The 22572-nt window shown below is 49.8% G+C and carries 19 protein-coding genes and 1 pseudogene; all 20 read left to right on the forward strand.

The features are described 5' to 3' along the window. Nucleotides 1-11 precede the first annotated feature (11 nt). The 20 genes and pseudogenes from KEHDKFFH_RS01395 to KEHDKFFH_RS01490 all read left to right on the forward strand — a co-directional run bounded on the left by KEHDKFFH_RS01395 (nucleotide 12) and on the right by KEHDKFFH_RS01490 (nucleotide 22571). Nucleotides 12-2570: an SLBB domain-containing protein gene (locus KEHDKFFH_RS01395; protein ID WP_104320259.1), complete on the forward strand. Its 2559-nt coding sequence runs from the start codon at nucleotides 12-14 to the stop codon at nucleotides 2568-2570. Beyond that, nucleotides 2570-3517, forward strand: a complete 948-nt coding sequence (locus KEHDKFFH_RS01400; protein WP_104320260.1) for a Wzz/FepE/Etk N-terminal domain-containing protein — start codon at nucleotides 2570-2572, stop codon at nucleotides 3515-3517. The genes KEHDKFFH_RS01395 and KEHDKFFH_RS01400 overlap by 1 nt, the downstream gene beginning before the upstream one ends. After that, entirely contained in the window at nucleotides 3514-4587 is a 1074-nt protein-coding gene (rfbB, locus tag KEHDKFFH_RS01405; RefSeq protein WP_104320261.1) for a dTDP-glucose 4,6-dehydratase, read from the forward strand. The genes KEHDKFFH_RS01400 and rfbB overlap by 4 nt, the downstream gene beginning before the upstream one ends. Further along, on the forward strand, nucleotides 4584-5468 hold the full coding sequence (gene rfbA / locus KEHDKFFH_RS01410; RefSeq protein ID WP_104320262.1) for a glucose-1-phosphate thymidylyltransferase RfbA: 885 nt from the start codon (nucleotides 4584-4586) through the stop codon (nucleotides 5466-5468). Before rfbB ends, rfbA begins: the two co-directional genes overlap by 4 nt. Next, nucleotides 5465-5872 carry a sugar 3,4-ketoisomerase gene (locus KEHDKFFH_RS01415; RefSeq protein ID WP_104320263.1) on the forward strand — a complete coding sequence of 136 codons (408 nt, stop codon included), beginning with the start codon at nucleotides 5465-5467 and terminating at the stop codon, nucleotides 5870-5872. The genes rfbA and KEHDKFFH_RS01415 overlap by 4 nt, the downstream gene beginning before the upstream one ends. Beyond that, the gene (locus KEHDKFFH_RS01420) at nucleotides 5869-6330 is read left to right on the forward strand and encodes an acyltransferase (protein ID WP_104320264.1); all 462 of its coding nucleotides are present in this window, start codon (nucleotides 5869-5871) and stop codon (nucleotides 6328-6330) included. The genes KEHDKFFH_RS01415 and KEHDKFFH_RS01420 overlap by 4 nt, the downstream gene beginning before the upstream one ends. After that, on the forward strand, nucleotides 6330-7454 hold the full coding sequence (locus tag KEHDKFFH_RS01425; protein ID WP_104320265.1) for a DegT/DnrJ/EryC1/StrS family aminotransferase: 1125 nt from the start codon (nucleotides 6330-6332) through the stop codon (nucleotides 7452-7454). Before KEHDKFFH_RS01420 ends, KEHDKFFH_RS01425 begins: the two co-directional genes overlap by 1 nt. 3 nt (nucleotides 7455-7457) lie before the next feature. Then, complete coding sequence (locus KEHDKFFH_RS01430; RefSeq protein WP_104320266.1) at nucleotides 7458-8711, forward strand: O-antigen translocase; 1254 nt, start codon at nucleotides 7458-7460, stop codon at nucleotides 8709-8711. A 92-nt stretch (nucleotides 8712-8803) separates the two neighbouring features. Continuing rightward, nucleotides 8804-9601: a glycosyltransferase family 2 protein gene (locus KEHDKFFH_RS01435; RefSeq protein ID WP_104320267.1), complete on the forward strand. Its 798-nt coding sequence runs from the start codon at nucleotides 8804-8806 to the stop codon at nucleotides 9599-9601. Between the two features lies 1 nt (nucleotide 9602). After that, nucleotides 9603-10976 (forward strand): hypothetical protein, encoded by a 1374-nt coding sequence (locus tag KEHDKFFH_RS01440; RefSeq protein ID WP_104320268.1) that lies wholly within the window; start codon nucleotides 9603-9605, stop codon nucleotides 10974-10976. Nucleotides 10977-11038: 62 nt separating this feature from the next. Beyond that, nucleotides 11039-12199: a glycosyltransferase family 4 protein gene (locus tag KEHDKFFH_RS01445; RefSeq protein WP_104320269.1), complete on the forward strand. Its 1161-nt coding sequence runs from the start codon at nucleotides 11039-11041 to the stop codon at nucleotides 12197-12199. 353 nt (nucleotides 12200-12552) lie between these two features. Further along, a pseudogene (locus KEHDKFFH_RS20545) lies at nucleotides 12553-12705 on the forward strand (DapH/DapD/GlmU-related protein); the annotation flags it as partial. Nucleotides 12706-12733: 28 nt separating this feature from the next. Then, nucleotides 12734-14914, forward strand: a complete 2181-nt coding sequence (locus tag KEHDKFFH_RS01455) for a bi-domain-containing oxidoreductase (RefSeq protein WP_104320271.1) — start codon at nucleotides 12734-12736, stop codon at nucleotides 14912-14914. A 50-nt stretch (nucleotides 14915-14964) separates the two neighbouring features. Further along, entirely contained in the window at nucleotides 14965-16131 is a 1167-nt protein-coding gene (locus KEHDKFFH_RS01460; RefSeq protein ID WP_241956403.1) for a glycoside hydrolase family protein, read from the forward strand. After that, a complete protein-coding gene (locus KEHDKFFH_RS01465) occupies nucleotides 16118-16861 on the forward strand; it encodes a WecB/TagA/CpsF family glycosyltransferase (RefSeq protein WP_104320273.1) in 744 nt (247 codons plus the stop codon). Before KEHDKFFH_RS01460 ends, KEHDKFFH_RS01465 begins: the two co-directional genes overlap by 14 nt. 69 nt (nucleotides 16862-16930) lie before the next feature. Beyond that, entirely contained in the window at nucleotides 16931-18208 is a 1278-nt protein-coding gene (gene wecC / locus KEHDKFFH_RS01470; RefSeq protein ID WP_104320274.1) for a UDP-N-acetyl-D-mannosamine dehydrogenase, read from the forward strand. Nucleotides 18209-18287: 79 nt separating this feature from the next. Continuing rightward, nucleotides 18288-19364, forward strand: a complete 1077-nt coding sequence (wecB, locus tag KEHDKFFH_RS01475) for a non-hydrolyzing UDP-N-acetylglucosamine 2-epimerase (protein WP_241956404.1) — start codon at nucleotides 18288-18290, stop codon at nucleotides 19362-19364. A 90-nt stretch (nucleotides 19365-19454) separates the two neighbouring features. Further along, nucleotides 19455-20270, forward strand: coding sequence for a hypothetical protein (locus KEHDKFFH_RS01480; protein WP_104320276.1), 816 nt, complete (start codon nucleotides 19455-19457; stop codon nucleotides 20268-20270). Beyond that, a complete protein-coding gene (locus KEHDKFFH_RS01485; protein ID WP_158253174.1) occupies nucleotides 20267-21595 on the forward strand; it encodes an oligosaccharide flippase family protein in 1329 nt (442 codons plus the stop codon). Before KEHDKFFH_RS01480 ends, KEHDKFFH_RS01485 begins: the two co-directional genes overlap by 4 nt. A 196-nt stretch (nucleotides 21596-21791) precedes the next feature. Beyond that, nucleotides 21792-22571 (forward strand): glycosyltransferase family protein, encoded by a 780-nt coding sequence (locus KEHDKFFH_RS01490; protein ID WP_146084184.1) that lies wholly within the window; start codon nucleotides 21792-21794, stop codon nucleotides 22569-22571. The last annotated feature ends 1 nt before the right edge of the window (nucleotide 22572 follow it).

A 22572-nucleotide genomic window follows, 5' to 3' on the forward strand; every position in this document is an offset into this window, starting at 1 on the left:
GATTGAAAACAGTGACGGTTAAAAAACTACTTATTACCCTTGCTCTTTTGCTGCCGCTTGCCAGCTATGGGCAATCGATATCCCCCGCCCAGATCGAGCAGTTCAAGCAATTGCCCAGAGCCCAGCAGGAATCCCTTGCCCGGCAATACGGTGTGGATCTTGACAGCCTTACTGGCAGCAGCAACCAGACACAACGCCCCCAAAGGCAAGATGTGGTTGAGCCTGTTTCCAGGGCTGCCGATGAAGAGAGGGAACGGGCCGAGGCCGAGAAGCAGAGAGAGGATGAGGAAGCCGAAAAGAACGATGGCCTAAGACCATACGGTTACGATTTGTTTGCTGGCAACCCCACCACTTTCGCACCCGTCACCGAGATCCCTGTGCCTTCGGATTACACCCTCGGCCCCGGCGACGTGCTGCGCATCCAGCTTTGGGGCAAAGAGAACCAGAACCTGGAATTGCCCATAAGCCGGGATGGGTCTATCAGCTTTCCGCAGTCTGGCCCAATGAGTGTTGCAGGCCTGAGTTTCGATGAGGCGCGGCAGCAAATCAAAAAGCGGGTTTCCGAGCAGTATATTGGCGTAGAGGCGAGCGTTTCCCTGGGCGAGCTTCGCAGCATGCGTGTATTCGTGCTGGGTGAGGCGAGGAACCCCGGTTCCTATAGTGTGAGCTCCCTCTCTACCATCACGAACGCACTTTATGTTTCCGGTGGCATCAAGCAAACCGGCTCCCTTCGGAATGTCCAACATAAGCGAGACGGCAAACTCCTGGGCACCCTGGATCTTTACGACCTGCTAATGGCCGGCGACAGCTCGGAAGACAGCCGCCTGCAGCCAGGCGACGTGGTCTTCATCCCGCCCGTGGGACAGCGCGCCGGTATAGATGGCGAGGTTTATCGGCCCGCTCTGTACGAACTTCAGGGAACCAATACCCTTGCTGACCTGATTCGTATGGCCGGTGGCCTGACACCACAAGCCTACCCGCAACGGATCAATATTGAGCGTACTAACGAGGATTTCCTGCGGATTATTGCCGAAGCCGATTACACCTCGCCGAAAGGACAAAGTGCGAGAATCCAGGCCGGCGACAGAGTCCAGATACCCTCTATTTCCGATGTCACAGGGCAGTACGTTGAAGTAAAAGGTGCGGCGACCAGAACCGGTAAATTCGCATGGATGCCGGGAATGCGGGTTACCTCACTTATCGATAATCTGAACAGTGATTTGTTGCCGGTAGCGGACAAGCAGTACGCGGCCATCGTACGAACCAATCCGTCCGATGACAGCATCTCTGTACTGAATCTTCGCTTGCGCAAGGCGGTGCGCAACCCTGGGGGTGAGCACGACCTGCAGCTGGAGGAAAGAGACCGTTTGTTCTTTTTCTCAGATGCAGGGAAGGTGGATATTCTCGATAAGGAAGAGGGTGAGACCACTGAGCGCATGAACGGAGAGAAGGCAGAAATTGAGGAAAAAGAAGCGGGGCCTGAAACCTTCACCCGGGAAATTCTTTTTGCTCCGGTTATCCAGCGGCTCAAGGCTCAGGCGAGCCCCGATAAACCGCAACAGACAATCCAGATAACCGGCCCGGTTCGTTACCCTGGTGAATACCCGATGCCGGCAACCCGTAACCTGACCGATGCCATTTTTGTAGCCGGCGGTTTGAAAGACTCTGCCTCGTTGTACCAGGCAGAAGTGGCGCGTTATACCGTTGATGAGAATGGTACCGGCCAAACCCGGATCCTGAACGTGGATCTGGCCGACGCCATGGCCGGAAAAGCAAACCTCAAGCTGGAAAGCCGTGACAGAATCCTGATCAAATCCATACCCGACTTCGCCAAAACCCGTACCGTTGAACTGAAAGGCGAAGTTCGTTACCCGGGCCAATATACCTTCAGAGATGGTGAGACCCTCAGAGAAGTGCTGGAGAGAGCCGGGGGGCTCACAGACAATGCATTCCCAAAAGGCGCCGTATTCTCCCGTGAAAAACTCCGCCAGTTGGAGGCTCAGCGCCTTAGAGAAGCAGAAGAGCGCCTGCAGGGGGATTTACTGGGTGTTCAGCTGGAGGGCGACAACTTCTCCGGCCAGAGCGCCGATCGAACCCAAGAAGTAAAGAGCTTACTTGAAGAGGTCCAAGGCAGTGAACCGGTAGGCCGGCTCGTGATAGATCTTGCAAGTGTTATAAACGATCCCGATTACCAATCCATTCGATTGCAAGATGGTGACACTCTCACGGTACCAACTATCCCCCAGTCAGTAACGGTCTTTGGAGAAGTCCAATTCCCGACCAGCCACCTGCATCAAGTGGGACTAACGGTGGATGACTATCTCGAGCGCTCGGGCGGACCCACTCGCCAAGCGGATGAGAGCAGGGTTTATGTAGTGAAGGCGGATGGATCTGTATTGTTGCCGGAGAAAAGCCGCTGGTTCGGCGGCAGAAGCCAGCAACTGGAACCGGGCGATACCGTTATTATGCCCATTGATGTGGATCGTCTGAACCAGCTCGAACTCTGGACCAACGTAAGCCAGATCGTTTACCAGATTGCCCTTGGTGCCGCTGCTGTGGGGAACCTGTAATGAATCAAGGAACAGAGCAACAGCACTACCCAGACGATGAAATTGACCTTCGCGACCTTTTTCTTACTCTGTGGCGGGGAAAGTGGATTGTTATCCTGACGACAATCGTGTTCGCTGCCGCTGGCGTTGGCTATGCGCTCAACAAGCCCAATATATATAAAACCAGTGTGCTGGTCGCCCCTGCACAAGAAGACGGTGGCCTCAGTGGCCTTGCCGGCCAGTTCGGTGGTTTGGCGAGCCTTGCCGGTATTAATCTGGGTGGCGGCGGCTCCAATCAGATCGTGATTGCCAAAGAGGTGATGCAGTCTCGGGCGTTCCTCACCGGTTTTTTCCAACGCCACGATATGGAAATTCCGTTAATGGCCGTGGAAGGATGGAACGAGAAGACCGGGGATTGGGTGTACGACCGGGATAAGTACAATCCCGAAACAGGCGAATGGCTGCCCTATAGCGATGGTGAAACCCATAAGCCCACGGATTGGGAGATGGTAGAAGTCTTCCGGGAAGACCACTTCGGTGTCAGCGAAAACAAAGATACAGGCATGATCACGGTGAGCGTTCAGCACTATTCTCCTATTTTGGCTAAGGAATGGGCTGAGAAGCTGATGGAAGACATTAATGAATACATGCGCAAGCAAGATGTGGAAGAAGCCGAGGCCCGTATTGAGTATCTCGAGGAAAAGCTGAACGAGATCACGATTGCTGGTATGCAGCAGGTGTTCTACCAGTTGATAGAAAGCGAAACTCGTACGGTAATGCTGGCGAATGCTCAAAAGGAGTACGTTTTTAAAACCATTGATCCGGCAGTGATACCGGAAGAGAAAAGTGAGCCAAAGCGAGCACTGATGACTATCGGAGCAACTGCATTCGGCCTAATGCTTGGAGTTTGTATCGTTTTGGTCAGAGCGTTTATCGGTAACGGTCAGCAAGAAGAAGGGTGCGCATGAAAGTACTTGTAACTGGCGGCGCCGGCTTTATCGGCTCCGCTGTCATCCGTCACATAATCACCAACACCAACGATGAAGTGGTCAACCTCGACAAACTCACATACGCAGGTAACCTCGAAAGCCTGGCGGACGTGAGCGATAGCGAACGCTACATCTTTGAGCAAGCCGATATCTGCAACCGCGCCGAAGTCGACCGTATACTGTCCCAAAACCAGCCAGACGCCATTATGCACCTTGCGGCGGAAAGCCACGTAGACCGCTCTATCGACGGCCCAGCCGAATTCATTGAAACCAACATTGTCGGCACTTACACCCTGCTGGAAGCCACTCGCAATTACTGGGATACACTGCCGGAAGCAAAGAAAACTGCGTTCCGCTTCCACCATATTAGCACCGACGAAGTTTACGGCGACCTCCCCCATCCAAACGACACCGCCGATGCCGAAGAGCATCTGTTTTTAGAGGAAACCCCCTACGCGCCAAGTAGCCCCTACAGTGCCAGTAAAGCCAGCTCCGACCACCTGGTAAGAGCTTGGCACCGCACCTACGGCTTGCCGGTCTTGCTAACCAACTGTAGCAACAACTATGGCCCGTACCACTTCCCGGAAAAGCTCATCCCGTTGGTGATCCTTAACGCTCTGGAAGGCAAGCCGCTCCCCGTTTACGGCAAAGGCGACCAGATCCGAGACTGGCTGTTTGTGGAAGACCACGCTCGCGCCCTCTACAAAGTTGCTACCGAAGGCAAACCCGGCGCAACCTACAACATTGGCGGCCACAACGAAAGACAGAACATCGAAGTGGTACACACCATCTGCGACATCCTTCAGGAACTCCGTCCACAAAAATACAGCTACCGGGACCTGATAACCTTCGTGACCGACCGCCCCGGCCACGATATGCGCTATGCCATAGATGCGAGCAAAATCCAGAAAGAACTCGGCTGGGCGCCCCGTGAAACCTTCGAAACAGGCATCCGGAAAACCGTTCAGTGGTACCTCAATAACGTCGACTGGTGCCAGCGAGTACAGGACGGCATCTACCAACGCGAACGCCTTGGAGCAGCAGTATGAAGGGAATCGTCCTGGCAGGTGGCTCTGGCACCCGCTTGTACCCGATAACACTCGGCACCTCGAAACAACTCCTGCCAGTGTATGACAAACCCATGATCTACTACCCGCTCTCTGTCCTCATGCTGGCGGGAATTCGGGACATCTTAATCATTACTACTCCGGAAGATCAGGCGGGATTCAAGCGAGCACTGGGGACTGGTGAACAGTTCGGCATTAACATTAGCTACGAAGTGCAGCCAAGCCCAGACGGCCTCGCCCAGGCTTTCATCATTGCTGAGAAGTTCATCGCTAGTGATAGCGTGTGTCTTGTTTTGGGCGACAATATTTTTTATGGGCAAGGGTTCACCCCAAAACTACGCGAAGCCGTCCAAAAAACTCAGGAAAAAGGTGGTGCCACCGTATTTGGCTACCAAGTGAAAGATCCGGAACGTTTCGGTGTGGTGGAGTTTGATGAAAACCACAAAGCGCTTTCCATCGAAGAGAAGCCCAATAATCCGAAATCCCACTATGCCGTAACCGGTCTCTACTTCTACGACAACAGCGTGATAGACATTGCCAAGCAAGTGGAACCCAGCCACCGCGGCGAACTGGAAATTACCTGCGTAAACCGGGCTTATCTTGAACAAGGTAGCCTTAACGTAGAATTGTTGGGCCGTGGCTTCGCCTGGCTAGACACTGGCACGCATGAAAGCCTGCTTGAAGCTGCACATTTTGTAGAAACCATCGAAAAGCGGCAAGGGTATAAGATCGCCTGCCTTGAAGAAATCGCCTTTAACCAAGGGTGGTTAACCGCGCGGCAAATGAAAACTCAGGCGGACCAACTCAAAAAAAACGGTTATGGCGAATACCTGGCGGATTTATTAAAGGGTACGGCGAAATGAGCCTTATTAAATGGTTGGATTTCCCAAGTCTTGGAGATCAGAGAGGAAGTCTCGTTGCGGTAGAAATGGGCCAAGATAAAGTTGTCCCGTTCGACATCAAGCGTGTGTATTACATCTACCACACCGAGCAAGGTGTGAGCCGTGGTTATCACGCCCATAAAAACCTGAAGCAGGTTGCCATCTGCTTAGCTGGCCAGTGCCGCATGTTGTTGGATGATGGTACCACCCGGGAAGAAGTCTGGTTGGAATGCCCAACCAAGGGCTTGTTGATCGAGGATCTGATTTGGCGGGAAATACACGACTTTAGCCAAGACTGCATATTGCTCGTCTTGGCGAGTGAACACTACGACGAATCAGATTACATCAGAAGTTACGAAGACTTTCTAAAGTGGGTGAATCGATGATTTATATCCATCCACTTGCAGACGTTGCCGAGTGCACCATAGGCGAGGGTACAAAGGTCTGGCAATTTGTAGTTATCCTCAAAGGCGCGAAAATTGGTCAAAATTGTAATATTTGCGCCCAAACTTTAATCGAAGGCGATGTAATCGTCGGCGATAGGGTGACAGTGAAGTCAGGCGTTCAATTATGGGACGGAACTCGTATAAAAGACGATGTGTTTATAGGCCCGAACGTAACACTCACAAATGACCCATACCCCCGCTCTCAGGAGTATCCGGAAAAATTCACCGGCGTAGTTATCGAAAGCAATGCCAGTATTGGAGCAAACGCGACATTACTTCCAGGGATAACTATTGGTAAATCAGCTATGGTGGGAGCTGGTGCGGTTGTCACAAAAAACGTTCCAGCTGGTGCCGTTGTAGCTGGCAATCCAGCGAAAGTAATTAGGTATATTGATTAATGATTCCCTTCCTAGATCTCAAAACAATCAACGCCCAATACCGAGATGAACTCGTAGCCGCCGCCACCCGCGTAATCGACTCCGGCTGGTACATCCACGGCAACGAAGTAAAAGCTTTCGAAGAAGAGTTCGCCGAATACTGCGGCAGCAAGCATTGCATAGGCGTAGCTAATGGCCTGGAGGCGCTTATCCTGACCCTCAGGGCTTGGAAAGAAATGGGGAAGCTGAAAGAGAATGACGAAGTCATCGTTCCGGCCAACACCTATATTGCCAGCATACTAGCCATCACCGAAAACCGGTTAAAGCCGGTGTTGGTCGAGCCGGACGAGAGCACCTTCAACCTGTGCCCTGAAAAAACCGCTGCGGCCATCACCCCCAACACCAAAGCCATCGTTGCCGTTCACCTCTATGGACAGATCTCCCCAATGTCAGAGCTGATGCGATTGGCGGATAAAAACGGTCTTTTGGTAATGGAAGATGCGGCCCAGGCCCATGGTGCCAGCATAGATGGTCGCAAAGCTGGCAGCTGGGGCCATGCGGCCGGATTCAGCTTTTATCCAGGCAAGAATCTGGGTGCCCTTGGGGATGCGGGTGCTGTTACCACAGATGATGAAGAGTTGGCCAAAACCATTCGGGCATTAGGTAATTACGGCAGCCAAAAGAAATACGAGAACCTCTACCAGGGCGTAAATAGCAGGTTGGATGAGATGCAGGCCGCCCTACTGAGGGTAAAGCTTGGCTATCTCGATGCCGAAACACGCCGGCGCCAAGAGATTGCTTCAGCATATGTTGTCGGAATCCAAAATGATTTAATCATTCAGCCTACAGGGAGGAACGAAACTCGGGATAGGCTCCAAAGCCATGCGTTCCACCTTTATGTAGTGAGATCCACTCGGCGTGATGCGCTATACGACCACTTGCAGAAAGCACAAGTGCATACGATGATTCACTACCCTATACCACCGCACCAGCAGCAAGCCTACAGAGAGTGGAATACCCAAGCCTATCCGATCACTGAAGCAATACATCACCAAGTTCTGAGCCTGCCGATCAGTCCAGTTATGAGCGATCAGCAGGTTCAGAAAGTTATTGAGGCTTGTAACGACTTTGCTAATAGCAATTAATAGATGACACTTATCAAGACCAGCCTACTTAATGGTATTGCGGTAATCATAAAGATGCTAACCCTGCTCGGGTTAAACAAGATCCTTGCAATCTATGTTGGCCCTGCCGGGTATGCAGCTCTGGGCCAGTTCCAGAACGCAGTACAGATGATTACCACGTTTGCAAGTGGCGCCCTCAATACTGGCGTTACAAAGTACACGGCGGAGTACCATGAGGACGAAGCGCGTCAACACACCGTTTGGCGTACAGCCGGCACAATAGCGTTGATAGGTTCACTGACTACATCGTTATTGGTAACTATTTTTAATCGACAGTTGGCCGCCTCGTTTTTAAAAGACGATTCTCTAGGTAGTGTGTTCATATGGTTTGCCCTTACCTTGGTATTGTTTGTCTTCAATACGTTATTGCTGGCTATTCTCAATGGAAAAAAAGAAATACAGCGTTACGTTATAGCTAACATTGCCGGTAGTCTGTTCTCCCTTGCTGTTACCAGCATTATGGCTATCCAGCTAGGGTTATATGGCGCTTTAGTGGCATTGGCAATTTATCAGTCACTCACTTTCTTTGTCACGCTACTCCTGACCTACAAAGCGCCGTGGTTTAAATTTCGCTACCTATTTGGAAGGGTGGATCGGCCTACGGCCAAGAACCTTGCAAAGTACACTGCAATGGCGCTCACAAGCGCAGCCACTGTTCCTGTAAGCCACATTCTGATTCGCAACCATCTTGGCCAAACTCTTGGGTGGGATGCAGCAGGGTATTGGGAAGCTATGTGGCGTCTGAGCACCGCTTATTTGATGCTCGTTACAACCACTCTAAGCGTGTATTACCTTCCAAAATTAGCAGAGCTGAAAAATAAAAAGGACATTAGGCGAGAAATTCTGCAAGGGTACAAAGTAATCTTACCGCTAGCTTCAGCTGTTGCCTTGATAATTTATCTGCTGCGGGATTTTATCATTCACGTTCTTTTTACTCCGGACTTTTTGGAGATGGAGTCCCTATTCGCCTGGCAAATGTTGGGGGATACATTAAAAATTGGTGGTTGGATACTCGCTTATGTCATGTTGAGCAAGGCAATGATTACACTGTTTATTACTTCTGAAATTACATTTGCGGCATTGTTCTATGGATTAACAGTAATCTTTACCGACCAGATCGGCTTAGAGGGGGTTGCACTCGCGCATGCGGTTAATTATCTGGTTTACTGGATTCTAATGGGAGTGTTCATTGCGCGAGTTTTAGTTAAACAGGTCTAAGATTTAATTTTATGATTTTGATCCATTTTTAAGATCTAAAAAATCCGAAAATTATTAAAAATTTCTTCTTAAAAGCTAAGTGGCCCTGAGAAATGCAAACGCAAAAAGAAGATAGCCTAAATTTGACCAAGCCTTTAGTAAGCGTTGTTGTACCATGCTACAATCATGAAGAATATATTCAGGGCTGCATAAGCAGTATCATAGCTCAGGATTACGACAACATTGAATTAATTATTATCGACGATGGGTCGAAAGATCGGTCTAATAGAAAAATTCAAGAATTAATTCCCGAATGCACTCGGACATTCAAACGGTTCGAGTTTAGGAGCAGGGAAAATAAGGGCCTGTGTGAAACCCTTAATGAAGCTCTAGAGTGGTGCAATGGCGAATACTTCACCATCGTAGCGTCAGACGATATGATCAAAAAGAACAAATTGTCTTTGCAAGTGGATAAGATGAGTGCTGAGAATTCTGATGTGGCGGCAATGTTTTCTGGTTATGAGATTGTTGATGCAATGGGGAATATTTCAGCTAAAGTAGAGTATCCCTTGGAGAAGACTCTAACTTTTTCGAAATACTATGGGCGCTCCTGGCTTTGCGCATCTTCGGCACTTCTTCGAATGACCGCCTTAAGAAAGACTGAAGGTTATGATAACAGCTTGCCGTTCGAGGATCTCGATATGTGGATTCGTTTGTTGAAAGAAGGATACAGATTTACCGTCTTAAGGGAATCTCTACTGTTTCTGAGGAAGCACGATAATAATTTTAGCAATAATAGGTGGGCAATTTTTAAAGGGGAGTTAAAAATTTATTGGAAGCACAATGGAACAGTTCTTTTTCCTTTAGCGATTTTTGCTTCGCTCAAAAGATATCTGAAGTCCCTTCTTTGAAATGATGAAGGTTAAAGTCGTAAGCCGTGAACGGATTGGCTTAAATGCCGTAGGCTTTTATCTTATTGCTTTATATCCTTTGTTGATACAATTGAAGAAGGTTTTTGCAATAGATCTTAAGTATTTTTCTATTACACCCATTTCTCTTGTATTGACGTTAGTTTATTTTTTTTTGCTGGCTAGTCGGCCGATCAAAATTGATTTCATTATCCCATTATTGGTTATCCTCGCGCTTGCCTCAAATGCAGTCATCTGGAATGTCGACCAGGGGATATTAAACTCTTATCTCCAGTATTATGTTTTCGAAATATTGGTATACTTTTCTATTCTGAGAAGATTGCAGCTCGACACATTAGTAAAGGCAATACTTTTTCAGATGATTTTGAGTATTGGTTTTGTTGGCCTTGAAATTGCGCTTGCGGGAGGAATTGATCTTAATGCAATTGCTTCACGGAAAATTGGAATTGGCCAAGGCGGTATCACTGGTTTGTTTGATGAGCCCGCTCTTTTGTCGTTCTCATATATGTTGAACATTTTTATAATTGCTTATGGTATTGAGAGAAGGGTTGTAGCTCAGCGCCTCGGGTTGTTTGTTATAATTGTCGCAGTAGCTATAATAGTTCTCACTCTTACTCGTGCGACGCTTCTGTTTTTCGCAATTGTGTTTTTAATGGTTCTGGGTTTTTATTTTTCTTCGCTATTTAATAAGAGCTTGAAACAGTCTTGGTTGTATCAGCAAAGAAAGGCCTTCTTTCTTTGCTCTGGAATTTCAATTTTTCTAGGTTTTCTGTTGAAAGGTTATATAGATTCTAGATTTGGGGACACTTCCGAGTTGACATATATGACAGAGATTCTCTCGGAAAATTTGGGGCTCCCACTTCCGACAATTACGGCAAATTTGATTTACCGTATTGACCAGACCCAAGCCGCTTTAATGCTCATTGCGCAGAATCCTCTCGGTATAGGTCCTTTGAATAGTGTTGATGCGCAGAAGAATTTTTTAATTTTCTCGAATTTTGCTAACTATAACTCTGGTAATTTAATAACTGATTTTTTTGTAAATTTTGGTATTCCAATATCCCTAATATTTTTCTATGTCCTGTTTCGTATGCCAAGCGGTTGGGTTGCAGGGTCAAGTGCCCAAGTACTGATTGTTCGACTGGGTGTTTGGTTCCTAGTCTTCAACGTATTAATCGCAACAAATTTTTTGGTCGCTGTCACTGCTACTGTTGTTGAATTTATGGGGCAAGCTCCAAATATTTACCTTGGTTTTCCCGTTTATGTGGGGCCACGTAATATTGATGGGTTTATTTTTGTCACCTACCTTTCTTTTGTTTTTAAAGCAAAAAGTGAACCTGATCAGGCTGGGGTGTAGAGGTCTGAAGAGATATTTAGTAATCGTGTTAATATGAATTCTCAATTAGGTGCCCTTCTCTTATGCTATATTTTAACTTTCTGTATTCGCCAGATGGTGGTGGCTACCAAAACTCCGCGAGTTTTCTATCTTCGCTTGTCAATTTAAAGTACGACTTCACAAATGTTTGTGCCCTAGTATATAAGGGTACCAGTATTCATGAAATGTGTAAGCGTCATGGGATACAGCATCGCGCAATTAAGAAAAATGTGATATCTAAGCTGTTGTTTGAGCTTTTCTCAATACGTTTCGTAAAGAAAGGCGATGTTGTTTTTTCGATTTTTGGTCCTCCAATGCTATTGTCAAAAAAGTACTCTTTAAACGTTGGTGGTATGGCAATATCGAATGTTCTGTATCCTGATATTGATTTTTGGGCTCATTTGTCGTTTCTGAAGAGAATGTTTAAAAAGGTGAAGGATAGGTATAGGGTTGCTCGGTATCGTAGCTTGGATTATTTTATTTTTGAAACTGAGCTTCTTCGCGAAAAGGCAATTAATCAAATGGGAATACCAAGGAAGAGGACCTTTGTAGTAAATATGTCACCCAGTACTTTAGTTTCCCCTGAAATGATTCAGGCTTCCCCGGCCGCTAATCTGATAGCCGAGCGTAAATTAAGTAATAAGTTTTTATTTCTATGCGGGCCTCATCCGAATAAACGCTTACATGTGTTGCCGGATATAGCGTTAAAGTTGAGTAGTGCAGGCATTGATTTTAAATTTATTTTAACGTGTAAAAGTAGTCCGTATTTGGAATCTGTTTTTTGCCGAGCGAAGTCATTGGGCGTGTCCGATTATTTCCTAAATGTCGGGTCTGTTAAAGCCGAAGATGTTGCTGGCGTTATTGATGTTTGTGATTATTTATGTTGCTTCAGTGTGTTAGAAAGCTTTAGTAATAACTTTGTTGAGGCTTGGGCCATGTCGAAACCTTTGATGGTTACAGATTCTGATTGGTCTCGCTCATCATGTCGGGATGGGGCTATATACCTAGACCTTTCATCGTTGGACGTTTGTGTGGACCAAATTCTTTCAGTAATTTCTGACTCCATTCTCATCAAACGGACTATAGAGAAGGGCCGGGAGGTTCTGCAAGAATATCCGTCTTCGATCAGGAAAGCTGAGGAATACCTTCAGGTTATTGACGTTGCGCGGCGTTCCGGAAAACCACAGGATGCGAGCTTTTTATGATTCGCCGAATACTTGTCGCGTTATATGAGTTTCTTTTGGTTACTGTGTTTAATCTACCCAGAGTTCTTTTCTTTAGTCGATTAAAGGCTTTGATTCTTAGCGTGGTTGGCGCGAAAATTGGGGCGAGACCTGTTATTTATCCGAATACTTGGATATTTCCCGGGAAGGGCTTGGTGGTTGGTGATGACGTTGACCTCGCTCTTGGCGTGATTATCACCACGAACGGCGGAGTATTGATAGGCGATAGGGTGCTAATTGGTTACCGATCCCAAATATTATCTGCAAACCATCGAATTCCAGAAGGCAAAGGTCAGATTTTTGGCTCGGGTCACAATTATGCGGAAGTTAACATTGGCGATGACGTTTGGATTGGTGCCAACGTGATTGTCTTGCCGGGCGTTACGATTGGAGAAGGTGCCGTGATAGCAGCAGGAAGTGTTGTTACCGGTGACGTGCCAGCCTTTTGTATAGCGGCGGGTGTTCCAGCTCGGGTTATTAAAGAACGCTAATTTCATTGGATAATCAGGGGTATTTATGAAGCAGGTAACCCAAACGCTGCGAACCGGTGTAATTGAGGTAAACGATGTTCCCATTCCTTCGCTATTCGATAACTTCGTTTTAGTTCAGAATTCGACCTCTGTCATCAGTGCCGGCACTGAAAAAACGAAAATTGATATGGGTAAAAAGAGCTTGCTTCAAAAGGCGAAAGCTCGCCCGGACTTGGTTAAGCAGGTGGTTAACAAGGTCAGAACCGAAGGCCTTCAGAAAACTCTGCAAACGGTGAATTCTCGTTTGGACTCTCCCTCTGCGTTGGGATACAGCTGTTCAGGGACCGTTGTAGCCGCCGGAGGTTTCGTTGAGGGTCTTCAGCCTGGTGACCGCGTGGCTTGCGGTGGCGCTGATTACGCCAATCATTCTGATTTCGTTGCTATACCAAAGAACTTGGTAGTAAAAGTTCCTTCCAATGTGTCTGATGAGGAAGCGGCTTTTACGACCGTTGGATCCATTGCGCTTCAAGGCGTTCGTCTTGCGAAGCCCTTGTTGGGCGAAACGTTCCTGGTTGTTGGACTTGGCTTGCTTGGCCAAATTGCTTTGCAGCTATTGAGGGCGAACGGTTGTAATGTAATTGGTACAGATCTTGACTCTTCCTTGGTCGAGCGCGCTGAGGGTTTTGGTGCTGTTGGAGTGGCTCCCGGCGGTGATGTGGAACGTGTTTGCCAGTCCCTCACTGGTGGCCATGGGGTTGATGGCGTCTTGGTGTGCGCAGGCAGTTCCAGCAATGCGATCATTGAAATGTGTGGTGCTGTTACTCGTGAGAAGGGGCGAGTGGTGGTTGTCGGTGCGGTTCGCATGGACATACCCAGAGAGGATTTCTTCAAGAAGGAAATCAGTGTCGTCATCTCCCGGTCTTATGGTCCTGGCCGGTACGATCCCTTCTATGAGGAAAACGGCAACGATTATCCGCTTGCGTATGTGCGGTTTACAGAGCAGCGGAACATGGAAACGTTTCTTAGTCTGGTTTCACAGGGCAAGCTGGATATAAAAAGTCTGATCACGCACCGGTTCCCGGTGGATGATGCGGCAAAAGCCTACGACTTGATTGAAGGAGACAAGACCGAGCCCTACCTGGGCATTCTTCTTCAGTACGATCCGGAGCCCTTTGACCCGGCGGAGTCATCACGGATCCCGGTTGCACCGGAGAAGGTCTCCGGTGACAAGGTAAAGCTCTCGTTCTACGGAGCGGGAAATTACGCAACCGCCAGTTTGCTGCCGCCCTTGCAATCCAGTGGAAAGGTCAGCTTCAGTGGATTGGTCACTGCTAGTGGGCGCTCTGCGCAGGGTGTTGCCAGTCAGTTTGGCTTCGGTTTCTGCGCCGGGAGTTTTCAAGAACTTTTGGAAGCGGACACGGATGCAATCGCGATTACTACCCGCCATAACACCCATGGCGTTGCCGTTCGGGATGCGCTGTATGCGCGCAAGCATGTATATGTTGAGAAGCCGATGGCGATGTCTGTTGAAGAATTGGCAGATATCCATCGTGCGCACTCAGAGTGTGCGGCGGCTCAGGTGATGGTCGGGTTCAACCGTCGGTTTGCGCCGGCTACCCGCCAGGCGGCTGAGCATTTTTCTGGTATTAAAAGCCCTCTTGTGGTGAATATTCGGATTAACGCGGGCCACATCCCAGCAGACCACTGGATCCAGGACCCAGAGATCGGCGGCGGGCGGATGATCGGCGAGGGGTGTCACTTTATTGATCTTGCCTCTGCTCTGGTGGGCAGTAACGCCAAGACCGTCTATGCCGTTGGTACAGGAAAAGCCGAAAAATCGGCACTCCTCAATGATAATCTTTGTCTGTCTTTAACTTTCGACAATGGCAGTGTGGCCAACATTACTTACACGGCCGATGGTTCCAAGGCCATGGCCAAGGAGTACATTGAGGTTTTCGGTGGCGGGCGCTCAGCGCAGATTCATGACTTTAAAGAACTGGTATTGTTTACAGGTGATACCGGTACCAAACGGAAAAAGTTGGGTGTGCAGGATAAAGGCCAGAAATCCATGCTCGCCGCCTGGCTTGATGGTCTGAAGGAAGGTAAACCCTGTGTGGATTATGAGTGCCTTATGGCAACCAGTCTGGCGACGGTAATGGCCGTAGAGTCGCTGGCCTGCGGTATGCCAATGAACGTTGATCCTTCTGTACTTGCCCACGCTGAATAAAGGGAAGCCGGGGGCAGGCACGCCCCAATTCAATTATGGACTCACTTATATTGCTGAACTTCCGCTTGCTGAACAAGCTGCGTGAGGAAGACTTCGCGGGATTTGATCCCTTCGATTCCCTGAATAGCCGGCTCTTATCCGCCACTCCGTTTTACAAAAACAGCTTTATAAGGTTGGCCTGGCTTCAGTTGGGGAAGCGTTCGCCCATTAATCTGAGACCCTTGTTGGGTGTGCCCAGAAGAAGAAACCCAAAGGGAATAGGATTGGTTATTTCCGGGTTGGTCAACGACTATCATCGCACTGGGCAAGGTGAGCTGCTGGCAGAAGCCAGTGAGCTGGCTCAGTGGTTGTTGGAAGAGCGCAGTAACCTTGATGAGTGGGGGCACAGTTGCTGGGGCTATCACTTTGATTGGCAGGCTCGCGCATTCTACGTACCTGCGGGTAAGCCAAATATCATTACTACCTGTTACGTTGCCCGGGCATTGTTTGAGCTCGGCAAGGTTACGGGGAACGAGTCCTTCGTAGCAGCCTCACTGGATGCCGCCCGATTCATCTCCCGGCATTTGTACACCGAGGCGGATGGACGGTGCTTTTACGCCTATATTCCCGGTGAATCGGCATTTGTTCACAATGCCAGTCTTTGGGGCGCCGCCTGGTGCGGTTTTGCCGGCAAGGCGCTAGAAGATGAAACATTAGTAGAGCAGGCCCTTGAGGTTGCTCGTCAATCTGTGAGGGAACAATTGGATGACGGTTCGTGGGTGTATGGGGCCCGGCATCACCATCAATTCAAAGACGGGTTCCACACCGGGTATAACCTCGAGGCGCTAAATCTTTTGCGCGAAGCGGTGCAGACTGACGAGTTTGATGAGTGTATTGCCAAGGGCTACCGGCACTACGTAGAAACTTTTTTCGAGCCTGATGGAACCGCAAAGTATTACGATAACTCTTTGTATCCGCTCGATATGCACAGCTTTGCTCAGGCTATTTTCACCTTGCTGAAGGTAGGCGGACGTGCGGAGGATCTCGCATTCTGTGAGAAGGTAATACAGCGGGCGATTGAGCTGATGTACAGACCGTCTACCGGGCTTTTTATTTACCAGAAGACTCGCCACCTCACCAATCGGATAAATTACATGCGATGGACACAGGCCTGGGCTTACTGTTCCTTCTCTTTTTACAATCGTTTCCGGGCAGAGTTTGAACATGCATCGAATTGATTTATTGGGCTGCCCGATGGATGTGGGCACCATGGACGAAACAGTGGGTGCCATTGACGAGGCTCTGGCGAGCGCGCGTTTCACTCAGCATGTGGTAGTGAATGTCGCCAAACTCGTAAATATGCGCAAAGATCCGGAACTCGATGCCTCCGTTCGAGAATGCGACATCATCAATATTGATGGAATGGGCGTGGTTTTGGGCGCTCGCATGCTGGGGCATGATGTGCCCGAGCGTGTTGCCGGCGTTGACCTTTTCCATGAATTGCTTGCGATGAGTGCGCAGAAGGGATACTCGGTGTTTTTGTTGGGAGCGAAGGATGAGGTGGTGTCGGAAACGGCGCGCCGCGTCCAGCAGCAATATCCTGATCTTAAACTTGCTGGTTATCACCACGGGTATTTCTGGGATGATGAAGAGGCAATGGTCGAGCGCATTCGCGCTTCCGGAGCACAGCTTCTTTTTGTGGCCATTACCTCGCCCAAGAAAGAGAACTTCATCAATAAATGGCGAGACCGGCTGGGCGTTACTTTTGTAATGGGCGTTGGCGGTACCTTTGATGTGGTTGCGGGCAAGGTCCAGCGGGCGCCTGTGTGGATGCAGAAAGCCGGGTTGGAGTGGTTTTACCGTGTACTTCAGGAGCCGGGGCGCATGTGGAAGCGTTACCTGGTTACCAACTCGGTTTTTGCCTGGTTGCTGCTGCGTGAAAAGCTGAAGTTCAAGCGAAAGGCTTGAATACCCCTCTGTTTTCTTTCCTTCCTTTCTATTTTGTCTTTTTCTTTCGTTTTTAAGGAGTCTGTCTGAATGGCGTTCAACCGGATTTCTGTGGTTGGTCTTGGTTATATTGGTTTGCCTACGGCGGCGGTGATTGCTTCCCGTCGTTGTGAGGTGATCGGCTTGGATGTTAGCCCGAAAGTTGTGGATACCATCAACCGTGGGGATATTCACATTGTAGAGCCCGATCTGGACATGATTGTGCATGCTGCTGTGAAGGAGGGCTACCTGAGAGCCACCTTGGATCCGGAACCTGCGGACGCCTTTCTGATTGCGGTACCTACGCCGTTCAAGGCGGAAGATGGGAAAGAGCACGTTCCCGATCTTAAGTACATAGAGTCTGCTGCTAAGGCGATAGCGCCAGTGCTGGAGAAGGGGAATCTGGTCATTCTTGAGTCTACCTCTCCCGTTGGGGCCACGGAACGCATGGCTGAGTGGTTTGCGGAGGCGCGCCCCGATCTGGTGTTTCCGCAAACGGGTGGGGAGGCGTCGGATATCCGTATTGCCCATTGCCCCGAGCGGGTTTTGCCGGGCCATGTTATCCGGGAGCTGGTGTCCAATGATCGCGTGATCGGTGGCATGACACCGAAATGCTCAGACGCTGCTGCCGAGCTTTACAGTCTGTTTGTGGAGGGCGAGTGCGTAAAGACGACCGCCCGAACCGCGGAAATGGCCAAGCTGACAGAGAACAGCTTCCGGGACGTGAACATTGCCTTTGCCAATGAGCTGTCACTGATCTGCGATAAGCTGGAGATCGATGTGTGGGAGTTGATTGAGCTGGCAAATCGCCACCCACGGGTGAACATACTGAAACCTGGCCCGGGTGTTGGTGGGCACTGCATTGCAGTGGACCCCTGGTTTATTGTGAGCGAGACGCCGGAGCAAGCCAGGTTGATCCGCACTGCCCGGGAAGTGAATGATGGCAAGCCACAGTGGGTAATTGAAAAAGTTAAGTCTGCCCTTGGGGATTTCCTGGTGAAGAATCCTGGCCGCTCGGCCAGTGATGTGTCGGTGGCGGTATTTGGTTTGGCGTTCAAGCCGGATATTGACGACCTGCGGGAAAGCCCGTCTCTGGCAATCGCTGAGCAGCTTCATAAAGAGCTCCCACAGCCTTTGCTGCTGGTGGAGCCCAATATTCAGGAGGTGCCCGGGTCTCTGGAAGGTTGCTCCCTGGTTAATGCCGATGCAGCGATTGATAAGGCAGACATCTGTGTCATCCTTGTGTCGCACAAGCAGTTCCGGGGGCTGGACTATTCGGCCATCGCTCCGGGTTGTGTGATTGATGTTGTTGCCAGTGGCCGGGCGTGAACGCCATCGCTAGAGAACGAGTAGGGAGACAGGTTTGAAAGTATTAACGGTGTTTGGTACCCGCCCGGAAGCCATCAAGATGGCGCCCCTGGTGTTGGCCTTGCAGGAAGATAAGCGTTTCGAATCCTTACTGTGCGTTACCGGCCAGCATCGCGAGATGCTGGATCAGGTATTGTCTTTGTTTGAACTGGTGCCGGATTACGATCTGAACATCATGAAGCCGGGGCAAGACCTTACCGATGTAACGACCGGGATCTTGCAGGGCATGAAGGAGGTGCTGAGGGAAGCCCGGCCTGATGTGGTGTTGGTACACGGAGATACGGCAACAACCTTTGCGACTACTCTCGCAGCCTATTACGAGCAAATACCGGTTGGGCATGTAGAGGCGGGTTTGCGAACCGGCAATCTGTACTCTCCCTGGCCGGAGGAGGCAAACCGGAAACTCACCGGCGCGCTGGCAAAGCTGCACTTTGCGCCAACGCAAAAATCTGCCGATAACCTGATGGCAGAAGGCGTTGCCCACAGTGATGTGCACATTACCGGCAATACCGTGATCGATGCGCTGTTCGAGATTGTGGAGCGTTTCGATAAAGATTTTGAGTTGGCAGGCTCTTTGGCAGAGCATTTTCCGTTTCTGGATAGCAGCAGGCGTTTGATTCTGGTCACGGGGCATCGTAGGGAAAGTTTTGGTGACGGTTTTGAACGCATATGTGAGGCTTTGCGCCGCACAGCTGAAGCCTTTCCGAATGTGGATATCGTTTACCCGGTGCACCTGAATCCGAACGTAAGAGAGCCGGTAAACCGATTGTTGCGGGGATTAGATAATATCCATTTGATCGAGCCGCTGGATTACTTGCCGTTTGTATACTTAATGAGCCGCTCATACATGATTCTCACGGACTCAGGGGGTATTCAGGAAGAAGCGCCATCGCTTGGCAAGCCAGTGCTGGTAATGAGAGAGACTACAGAACGGCCTGAAGCAGTGGAGGCGGGCACAGTGGAGCTGGTCGGCACGGATGTCGAGCGCATATGCAATCGACTACAGGTGTTGCTGACTGACCAAAGGGCTTATGATGCGATGAGCCTGGCCCACAACCCCTATGGAGATGGGCGAGCCTGTAAGCGTATTTTGGACATGCTAGCTACTGGATTGTGAATCCTAAGGGTAATTCAAAATACGCATAGCTATCATCAATGACTATCGCTTGGTCGAAACTTGGCAGAAGTTTGGGAAAGGAATTCTTGCATGGTTGAATGGAAGAGTAGCCTCCAGATGAAAGCTTGGCATTGGCCCAGCGCAATCCTCATAGGCGCTCTAATTGGCGTTGTGATCGGGTGCGTTCAACTGCTCGTTTTTAGTGACCAACGGCATACTGCATCACTCAAGCTTTATGAGCGAGTTCTATTCGATGAGTTCTGGGAGGCCGCCCCGCCTTCGTTGTTAAGGGCCGAATTGCGCAGATCAGAACTGTCCAGCCAAGGCTCAGTGAAAAAGGAGCAACGAGACGTTGTTGTTGCAGAGTTGTTGAATGGGTGGTTCAGGCTGATAGATGGAACGCTGTTTCGATTCGCCATTGATGAAGCGTTGAAGTCTGGCTCGATCAGCAGAGATATTCAGCGTTACGCCCGCCTGAATAAGGGGTATGCAGATGGCCTCAACCAGCGTTCTATTTCCTTCCAGGTAGTTGGTGGCGATGAATCGGTTGTTGAACAAGAGCTGGAGCGTTGGGTAGCGAGCGTTCAGGAAACGAGCACCCTGCAAGCCCACTCGGCCGTTAAATCCTGGTTGTCCCGCAAGGCTTCTAGCCTGGAAGCCTTATCGGAAGGAAACGGCGCAGCCCTTTCGGAGGACGCGAGGTTTGAATTCAAACAAATGGCGGCGGAGTTCCACAATGCAGCGGATAGTTTTCCTTTGATCGAACCATTCCAGGCAGCGTTGTCTGAAGTCGAAGTTTACTCACACCCCCGAACATGGGCCCCCAGAATGGCACTTTGGGCTTTGATTGGTGCAGTTATTGGGGGTGTCCTTCTGCTGGGTTTCCGAGCGAAGAGGGCCGGGTGAGTCTGCGCAGTCGGTTCCTGAAGTTGCTGTTCGGTCCGGTTATAACGTTATTGACCGGCATGTTGTCGGGGCCGCTAATCTCCCGCCTTTTTACCCCTGAGGAGTTCGGACGCTACTCGGTTTTATTGGCAATTGTTGGCATTGCTGTTGTTGCCGTTACCATTCGTTTCGAACAACTCATCCCGACCAGTAAAGACCCGGCCGCCAGCTTTTGGATAGTCGTTTTGAGCGCGGTGGTTGGTGCCTTGGCTCTGGGAGGGATAGCCTATCCGTTTTTTGCGTTGGAAGAGGCGCTGTTTATTGCATTGGCTACTCTGGCGGTTGCGGTTTTTAATGGGTTCTATTACCTCAGAGTTAATGCAGATGAACCTTTACGCGCATCTGCCGGCCGGGCAGTGCAGGCAGCCGGGGTTCTTGGTGGTCAGGCGTCGTTTGGAGCTGCGGGCTGGGGAATATTTGGATTGATCTGGGGAGAGCTGGTGGGGCGCTTTGCTTCACTTTTGTTTGTTTTACAGAAAGTAGATGGCCGAAGTGTTGCTGTTTTAAAGCGGGAGTTCGGCGAACAATGGCCCGCAGCGAAATGGCTGCTGCCCGGGTCTCTCCTCGGCGCCCTTGCACTTCAGCTACTTCCTTTAGGTATGGCTATTTCGGTTGGCGCAGCATCTGCAGGCATTTTCTTGCTTGTTTATCGAATGGTAGTCATTCCAAACTCCATTCTTTCGAAGGTTGCAAGCGATACGCTGCTTGTTGAGTTCAGCCGATTGGAAAAGGACGATCTGCCAATTCGCAATGCGGTCGAAAACGGATTTCGCAAGCTTACCCTTACAGCGGTATGTCTGTATGGGAGTTTGGCGATATACGGCGGTTGGTTGTTCTCAGTTCTGCTTGGCGATCAATGGAGCAACTCCAGCGTTTTTATCCCCTGGTTGGCACTTTTGGTGGCATTTTGGTCAATCGCCTCACCGCTTGCCATGGTTTTCGTCTCGCTTCAGAAGACCAGATGGTCGTTTGGTTTGAGCAGTCTGGACGTTCTTAATCGCTGTTTTGCTTTGTTCGTGGGTTTCTTCTATCAGGATGTCTTGGCTGCTGCGGTTTCGCTGGCAATTGGCGGGGCCTTCGTTTACGGAGCTACGGTTGCAAGCGCGATGAGAGTTTCAGGTGCCAGTTTCGCTGGCGCAATTGCCCCTGTCTTGCTCAGTGGCGCATTCGTTGTGTTTTTGCTGATTGTTGCAAACGTTCTCTTTGAAGGCGGTTCATGGGAGCTTTCGATCGTGCCAACAATTCTTGCCTTCAGTATTTGCGGGAAAAAACTGCTTTATGGCTAAAAGGGTGGCTGTAGTTGGTACCTACATGTGGACAAGACGCCTTTCTGCGTTGTTGGAGAAGCACGCGGGGGTAGTCTGTTCTCCTGTGTCAGAGGTTCGACTGCGAGATGTCGTTGGGCTAGTGGGCATGTTCCGTGTTAATACTGCCATCCGTGTTGGCTTCAGGCCCGGCCAGCTACGGCCTAGAGCTCTGATATTGGATCTGGTCTGTCTTCTTTATGTTTTGCTCGGAAAGAATCTGGTGTTTTACTGGACTGGATCAGATGTGCCCAGAACCGCTGGCTTGCTATCTGCCACTGGTTGGTTCTCGAGACTATGGTCGGTTCCCATTACCCGTTTACTCCTCCGAAAGAGTCATCATTGCGCCGCAGCCCCCTGGTTGGTCAATGAGCTTGAGACCCTTGCCTGCAGCGCCGAAAGCTTTCCCTTTCCTACTCCTACAGAACGGTTTGAACGCAAATCGAATGATGGACATGGCTCTTGGCCACACGACTTCACTGTTCTTTCCTATGTACCTGACCACAACTATCAAAATTACTGTGGCGATGAAATTCTGGCTTTGGCGAAAAGAATGCCGCACCTGCAGTTCAGGATAATGGGGGGCGAAGGAAAGTGGTGCCTTAACCCGCCGGACAACCTTTTGTTTCTGGGGTGGACAGATGCATTTGCAGAGTACCAGCGGTGCGTCGTTCTATTGAGAGCGGTGCGTCATGATGCCCTCGGTGGTACTGTAAGAGAGGCTCTTTTGTGCGAACGGTACGTCTTGTACACGTATCCCCATGAGTTTGTAGAGTTGCTTCCCTCGCCGGATGAGTCTATTGATTTTGTTGGGGCAATGGAAAATAAGTTGAATGGGCTTTTCGGTCAGTTTCGGGATGGCCAACTTTCAGCTAACCAAGAGGGTTCTGAGTGGGTGAAGCGAAACCTTTCCGAGCAGGTGCTTGCTAGAAGGCTCGCCAGCCGCTGGATCGAATAGT

It is taken from the genome of Marinobacter maroccanus, assembly GCF_002933275.1.
Taxonomy (GTDB): domain Bacteria; phylum Pseudomonadota; class Gammaproteobacteria; order Pseudomonadales; family Oleiphilaceae; genus Marinobacter; species Marinobacter maroccanus.

Coding starts and splice junctions, on each gene's coding strand:
- KEHDKFFH_RS01420 (WP_104320264.1), top strand. CDS start 5,869: ATGATTTATATCCATCCACTTGCAGACGTTGCCGAGTGCACCATAGGC.
- wecC (WP_104320274.1), top strand. CDS start 16,931: ATGGCGTTCAACCGGATTTCTGTGGTTGGTCTTGGTTATATTGGTTTG.
- KEHDKFFH_RS01445 (WP_104320269.1), top strand. CDS start 11,039: ATGCTATATTTTAACTTTCTGTATTCGCCAGATGGTGGTGGCTACCAA.
- KEHDKFFH_RS01440 (WP_104320268.1), top strand. CDS start 9,603: ATGATGAAGGTTAAAGTCGTAAGCCGTGAACGGATTGGCTTAAATGCC.
- KEHDKFFH_RS01435 (WP_104320267.1), top strand. CDS start 8,804: ATGCAAACGCAAAAAGAAGATAGCCTAAATTTGACCAAGCCTTTAGTA.
- rfbB (WP_104320261.1), top strand. CDS start 3,514: ATGAAAGTACTTGTAACTGGCGGCGCCGGCTTTATCGGCTCCGCTGTC.
- KEHDKFFH_RS01465 (WP_104320273.1), top strand. CDS start 16,118: ATGCATCGAATTGATTTATTGGGCTGCCCGATGGATGTGGGCACCATG.
- KEHDKFFH_RS01425 (WP_104320265.1), top strand. CDS start 6,330: ATGATTCCCTTCCTAGATCTCAAAACAATCAACGCCCAATACCGAGAT.
- KEHDKFFH_RS01480 (WP_104320276.1), top strand. CDS start 19,455: ATGGTTGAATGGAAGAGTAGCCTCCAGATGAAAGCTTGGCATTGGCCC.
- wecB (WP_241956404.1), top strand. CDS start 18,288: ATGGCGCCCCTGGTGTTGGCCTTGCAGGAAGATAAGCGTTTCGAATCC.
- KEHDKFFH_RS01430 (WP_104320266.1), top strand. CDS start 7,458: ATGACACTTATCAAGACCAGCCTACTTAATGGTATTGCGGTAATCATA.
- KEHDKFFH_RS01415 (WP_104320263.1), top strand. CDS start 5,465: ATGAGCCTTATTAAATGGTTGGATTTCCCAAGTCTTGGAGATCAGAGA.
- KEHDKFFH_RS01400 (WP_104320260.1), top strand. CDS start 2,570: ATGAATCAAGGAACAGAGCAACAGCACTACCCAGACGATGAAATTGAC.
- KEHDKFFH_RS01455 (WP_104320271.1), top strand. CDS start 12,734: ATGAAGCAGGTAACCCAAACGCTGCGAACCGGTGTAATTGAGGTAAAC.
- rfbA (WP_104320262.1), top strand. CDS start 4,584: ATGAAGGGAATCGTCCTGGCAGGTGGCTCTGGCACCCGCTTGTACCCG.